3 protein-coding genes are annotated in these 3,741 nt (G+C 71.4%); all 3 read left to right on the top strand.

Annotated elements, in window-relative coordinates:
* A partial coding sequence (gene rho, locus BIU97_RS04605; RefSeq protein ID WP_071297160.1) for a transcription termination factor Rho occupies window positions 1-1,313 on the top strand: 1,313 nt, incomplete at its 5' end.
* Between the two features lie 3 nt (window positions 1,314-1,316).
* Window positions 1,317-2,399 carry a peptide chain release factor 1 gene (gene prfA, locus BIU97_RS04600; RefSeq protein ID WP_071255935.1) on the top strand — a complete coding sequence of 361 codons (1,083 nt, stop codon included), beginning with the start codon at window positions 1,317-1,319 and terminating at the stop codon, window positions 2,397-2,399.
* A gap of 62 nt (window positions 2,400-2,461) precedes the next feature.
* The gene (gene prmC / locus BIU97_RS04595) at window positions 2,462-3,295 is read left to right on the top strand and encodes a peptide chain release factor N(5)-glutamine methyltransferase (RefSeq protein ID WP_071297198.1); all 834 of its coding nucleotides are present in this window, start codon (window positions 2,462-2,464) and stop codon (window positions 3,293-3,295) included.
* Window positions 3,296-3,741: the final 446 nt, after the last annotated feature.

The raw sequence follows: 3,741 nt of genomic DNA, 5'->3' as shown, positions 1-3,741 counted from the left end.
GCAACGCCCAGCAGAAGCAGAACGCGCAGCAGAAGCAGGCGCAGCAGAACGCCGACGAGGCCGAGGGTGGCCGCAGCCGTCGCCAGCGTGACCGCAAGCGCGGCCGTGGTGGCCAGAACGACGACTTCGAGCCCGAGGTCACCGAGGACGACGTCCTGATCCCGATCGCGGGCATCCTCGACGTCCTCGACAACTACGCCTTCGTGCGCACCACCGGCTACCTGCCCGGCCCGAGCGACGTCTACGTCTCCCTCGGCCAGGTGAAGAAGTACCACCTGCGCAAGGGCGACGCGGTCGTCGGCTCGATCAAGCAGCCGCGCGACGGCGAGCAGCAGAGCCGCCAGAAGTACAACGCGCTCGTCACCGTCGACTCGATCAACGGCCAGACCACCGACGAGGCGGCGGCCCGGGTCGACTTCACCGACCTCACCCCGCTGTACCCGAACGAGCGCCTGCGCCTCGAGACCGAGCCCGGCAAGCTGTCGACCCGCATCATCGACCTCGTGTCGCCGATCGGCAAGGGCCAGCGCGGGCTCATCGTGTCGCCGCCGAAGGCCGGCAAGACCGTCGTGCTGCAGGCCATCGCGAACGCCGTCGCCAAGAACAACCCCGAGGCGCACCTCATGGTCGTCCTCGTCGACGAGCGGCCCGAAGAGGTCACCGACATGCAGCGCACGGTGAAGGGCGAGGTCATCGCCTCGACCTTCGACCGTCCCGCCGAGGACCACACCACGGTCGCCGAGCTCGCCATCGAGCGTGCGAAGCGCCTGGTGGAGCTGGGCCACGACGTCGTCCTGCTGCTCGACTCGATCACCCGCCTGGGCCGTGCGTACAACCTGTCGACCCCGCCGTCGGGCCGCGTGCTCTCCGGTGGCGTCGACTCGGCGGCGCTCTACCCGCCGAAGCGCTTCTTCGGCGCCGCGCGCAACATCGAGGACGGCGGCTCGCTGACCATCCTCGCGACCGCGCTCGTCGAGACCGGCTCCAAGATGGACGAGGTCATCTTCGAGGAGTTCAAGGGCACCGGCAACATGGAGCTCCGCCTGAACCGGCACCTCGCCGACAAGCGGATCTTCCCCGCCGTCGACGTGAACGCCTCGGGCACCCGTCGCGAGGAGCAGCTGCTCTCCGCCGACGAGGTCACGATCACGTGGCGTCTGCGCCGGGCCCTCGCCGGGCTCGACCCGCAGCAGGCGCTCGAGATCGTGCTGCGGAACCTCAAGGAGACGCAGTCGAACGTCGAGTTCCTGGTGCAGGTGCAGAAGTCGGTCCCCACGACCGGCGGCGCCCACCACAACGGTCACCAGGAGTAACGCGTGTTCGAGTCGGTGGCAGGGCTGCTGGCGGAACACGAGGACCTGACACAGCAGCTGTCGGACCCCGCGCTCCACGCCGATGCGGCCCGGGCGAAGAAGGTGAACCGGCGGTACGCCGAGCTCAACCAGATCAAGTCCGCGTACGAGGCCTGGCAGGCGGCGGGGGACGACCTCGCCGCCGCCCAGGAGCTCGCCCGTGAGGACGAGGCGTTCGCCGACGAGGTCCCCGGCCTGGAGGAGCAGCTGTCGGAGCGCCAGGAGCGCCTCCGCCGGCTGCTCATCCCGCGGGACCCCGACGACGGCCGCGACGTCATCATGGAGATCAAGGGCGGCGAGGGCGGCGAGGAGTCGGCGCTCTTCGCGGCCGACCTCCTGCGCATGTACTCGCACTACGCCGAGACGAAGGGCTGGAAGGTCGAGCTCCTCGAGCGCACCGAGTCCGACCTCGGCGGCTACAAGGACGTCCAGGTCGCGATCAAGTCGAACGCGACCGACCCGTCCCAGGGCGTCTGGGCGCACCTGAAGTACGAGGGCGGCGTGCACCGCGTGCAGCGCGTGCCGCAGACCGAGTCGCAGGGGCGCATCCACACCTCGACCACCGGCGTGCTGGTGTTCCCCGAGGTGGACGAGCCCGAAGAGGTCCAGATCAACCAGAACGACCTGAAGATCGACGTCTACCGGTCCTCCGGCCCGGGCGGCCAGTCCGTCAACACGACGGACTCCGCGGTCCGCATCACCCACCTGCCCACGGGCATCACGGTGGCGATGCAGAACGAGAAGTCGCAGCTGCAGAACCGCGAGGCCGGCATGCGCGTGCTCCGCGCACGCATCCTCGCGCGCCAGCAGGAGGAGCTCGACGCGATCGCCTCGGACGCGCGCAAGTCGCAGATCCGCGGGATGGACCGCTCGGAGCGCATCCGTACGTACAACTTCCCGGAGAACCGGATCGCGGACCACCGCACCGGCTACAAGGCGTACGACTTGGACCGCGTGATGAACGGTGCGCTCGAGCCCGTCGTCCAGTCCGCCATCCAGGCGGACGAAGAGGCACGTCTGGCCGCCATCGGCGACCAGGACGCGTGAGCGACGGCCAGGAGGCCCGGCTCACCGCCGACACGGCCGTCACGTTCGCCGCGGATCGCCTCCTGCGGGAGGCGTCCGCGGCGCTCGGCGCTGCGGGAGTCCCGACGCCGCAGGTCGACGCCGAGCTCCTGCTCGCCTGGGCGACCGACACCTCGCGCGGCGCCGTGCAGGCCCGCGCGCTGATCGGCGGGACGATCGAGCCGTCGCACGTGGAGCGCTTCCGGCACGCCGTCGCCCGGCGCACCACGCGCGAGCCCCTGCAACACATCACGGGCGAGGCGTACTTCCGCGCACTGACCCTCGCGGTGGGACCCGGTGTGTTCGTCCCGCGGCCCGAGACCGAGGGCGTCGTGCAGTTCGGCATCGACGCGCTGCGGGCCACCGCGGTGCCCGCGCCGGTGGCCGTCGACCTGGGGTCCGGCAGCGGTGCGATCGCGATCGCGATGGACACCGAGGTGCCGAACGCCGTGGTGTACGCCGTCGAACGCTCACCCGAGGCCCTGCCCTGGACCCGCCGCAACGTCGACGCCCACGGCGGCACCGTCCGGCTCGTCGAGGGTGACCTCGCCGACGCGTTGCCCGAACTCGACGGCACCGTCTCCGTCGTCGTCTCGAACCCGCCGTACGTCCCCGACGACGCGATCCCGATCGACCCCGAGGTGCGTGACCACGACCCGGCGACGGCACTGTACGGGGGGCCCGACGGCCTCGATGCCGTGCGGGCACTCGCCGAGACCGCCTGGCGCCTGCTCGTGCCCGGGGGAGTCCTGGTCGTCGAGCACGCCGAGCCGCAGGGCGCCGGCGTCCGCGACGTCCTGGCGCGTCGCGGCTTCCGCACCCCCGAGACGCACGTCGACCTGACCGGCCGCGACCGCACCACCACCGCGACGCGCTAGGCGGGGTGGGGGCCGCGGGTGCCCGGGTGCCCGGGTGCTCGGGTGTCCGGGTGCTCGGGTGCTGTTCCGCGCGTGGTGAGATGTTCCGCGCGTGGTGAGGTCTTTCGCGCGTAGGGAGCCGTTCGTTCCTGCTGTCTACGCGCGGTTCTGCTTCCCATGCCGGGCGCGATGGGACGGAACGTCCGGGGCGGGCGTGGGGCGGGCCTCCTGGCCGGGGCCGGCCGGGTTGTTCCGCGCGTGGTGGGGTGTTTCGCGCGTAGGGAGCCGTTCTTTCCTGCTGTCTACGCGCGGTTCTGCTTCCCATGCCGGGCGCGATGGGACGGAACGTGCGGGGCGGGCGCGGGGGCGGGCCTCCTGGCCGGGGCCAGCCGGGCTGTTCCGCGCGTGGTGTGGTCTTTCGCGCGTAGGGAGCCGTTCTTTCCTGCCGTCTACGCGCGGTTCTGCTT

Source organism: Curtobacterium sp. MCBA15_009 (assembly GCF_001864895.1).
Lineage (GTDB): Bacteria > Actinomycetota > Actinomycetes > Actinomycetales > Microbacteriaceae > Curtobacterium.
Note: the sequence above shows the minus strand (reverse complement) of the source record. Positions and strands in the feature narration are given on the sequence as shown.